The organism is Frankia sp. CcWB2, assembly GCF_977927585.1.
The window spans coordinates 5,671-6,116 of the sequence record NZ_CDWRCM010000184.1; the positions used below are offsets into that span (position 1 = coordinate 5,671).

Genomic DNA, 446 nt, shown 5'->3' on the forward strand with positions numbered 1-446 from the left:
CCCAGGACGGAACGCCGTCGGTGTCGTGGCCACTCTCCGGCCCGCGCCGCCGTGCCAGCCCGCGCAGCAGGCCGGTCATCGCGAGCCCCCCGCCGGTGCTGTCCTGATGGACCCCTTCATCGTTTCCCCGTCCCCTCGTTTTCCGCCATCTCCGAGTCGTCCGCCGTCTCGCCGTCGGCGTGTTCGTCGTAGGCGAGCAGAGCCCGCGCACGGGCGATCAGGTCGGCCGCGTCGGCCGCGCGTTGCCGCAGCCGGCTGTAGCAGCCCAGCAGGGTGCGGGCCGCGCCCTGGGTCGCCGCGTCCAGAGTCGGGTCGGCCTGCCGGCGCGCCCACACCTGGACGCGCCGTTCCGCGGCGGCGACCAGCTCCGCCGGGGTGGCCGCGGCGGGCAGGCCAAGCCGGTCGGCGCAGCCCCGGCCGTGCTCGCCGGTCACCCGGAGCACCTC

The 446-nt window shown here is 76.9% G+C and carries 1 pseudogene; it reads right to left on the reverse strand.

Annotated features, from left to right (window positions below):
• Nucleotides 1-116: 116 nt before the first annotated feature.
• Nucleotides 117-446 (reverse strand): annotated as a pseudogene (locus ACY45C_RS17195) (hypothetical protein); the annotation flags it as partial.